The following is a 1727-nucleotide window of genomic DNA, read 5'->3' on the forward strand; positions in this document are numbered from 1 at the left end:
CTCTGATCCTGTGGGGCCTCGCGGGCGGTCTCGCCGGAGATGCTTTCGCCACAGGGACGAAGGTCTTCGCGGCCTATATCGATGACTCGGGCAAGCTGTGGCTTACGCAGTTCGAAGCGATCGCTCATGGCGTCGACGGCTCGACGCCTGCCACACACGATGATGCGGCGTTGGTCATTGCAGGCCTCGTTCACATCACTGCGACGGTGACCGACGCCGACAACGATTCCGTGTCTGCCGTTTCCCAAACGCCGATCAAGCTCACCTTCCAGGATGACGGCCCCGACGCAGTGAACGATCCCGGGCAGACGGTCGCGGAGGATGCGGCCGGGACGATCGGCGGCAATCTGCTGGCGAACGATGTGCAGGGCGCGGACGGGGCGACGCTGACGCATGTGCAGCTGCCGGGCTCGGGCGCGATGGTGGCAATCACGGCGGGGGTGCTGGTCGGCGGGGCCTATCAGTTCACGACGACACTCGGCGTGTACAGTTTCCAGGCGAATGGCGCCTGGACCTTTGATCCGGCGCCGGGTCAGGCGAACGCGGCCGGGATCAGCGCCGGCTTCACCTACCAGATCACCGATGGCGATGGCGACAGCGATACGGCGGTGCAGCCGATCACGATCACGGACGGCGCCTTCCCGGTTGCGGGCGCGCCGATCACGCTGACGCTGGACGACCAGAACCTGGCGAGTGGTTCGACGCCGGCAGATCTGGACTTCGCCGCGAACAGCATCAGCTTCACGGCGGGTTCGGATGCAATCACCTCGATCGTGTTTGCGACCAACCTGGCGACGCTGGGCGGGGGGTTGAGTTGGACGCGGGTCTCAGACACGCAGATCGTCGGCAAGGACGGAGCGGCGGCGATCGTGACACTCGACTTGACGCGTGCCGGCGACGTGGCGACGGTCAAGGCGACGCTGAACGGCAATTATGACAGCCATCCCGGGCTCAATCTGGACGATCTGGCGGCGCTCGGCTCGGTCGGCGTGGTCGCAACCGACAGCGACGGCACGACGGCGCTCGGAACGGTCAATGTCGCCGTCTCCGACGACGTGCCGACGGTGACGGGACCTGCACATCCCGGACAGGTCTCCGAGAGCGGCCTGGGCTCCGGCGTTCCACTGGTGCAGACCGACTTTGGCAACCTGAACATTGCCTACAATGCCGACCGACCGGGCCGGCTCGAGTTTGCACGCGACAATGCCAACACGCTGATCAAGCCGGTCGGGCTTAGCTCCGACGGCATGGCGCTTGATTATGTCGTGCGCACAACCGCCAACGGCATCGACGAGGAACTGGTTGCGTTCAAGACGGGGGCGGATGCGACCAGCCCGGTCTTCATCGTCACGCTGAACGCGCTGGTCAACCCGGCCTATGCCTTTGGCCTCTACCAGAACCTCGATCACTCCGGGGCGGGGGCGGATACCAGAACCCTGACGTTCTCGATCGTCGCTTATGACAGCGATGGCGATACGGTCACGCAGACGCTCAATGTCGCGGTCCTCGACGACGTGCCGGTCGCGGTTGCTGATACGGATGCGGTGGCCTCGGGTTCGTTTGCGGCGGTGGGCGGCAATCTGCTGAGCGGCGCCGGCAGCGACGGCAATGCGGCGGGTGGCGACGTGCAGGGCGCGGACGGCGCGGCGGTGACGTCGGTCGTGGCGACGACGGCGGGCGGGCCTGCGGTAGCGGTCGGGTCGAACACGGTGGTGGCGGGCCAGTAC

1 protein-coding gene is annotated in these 1727 nt (G+C 66.3%); it reads left to right on the forward strand.

Translation table 11 applies throughout. The features are described 5' to 3' along the window. On the forward strand, positions 1 to 1727 hold a 1727-nt coding region (locus AC1DVA_RS28105; RefSeq protein ID WP_476808085.1), incomplete at both ends, for a T1SS-143 repeat domain-containing protein.

It is taken from the genome of Allobosea sp. P4_C6, from assembly GCF_056402015.1.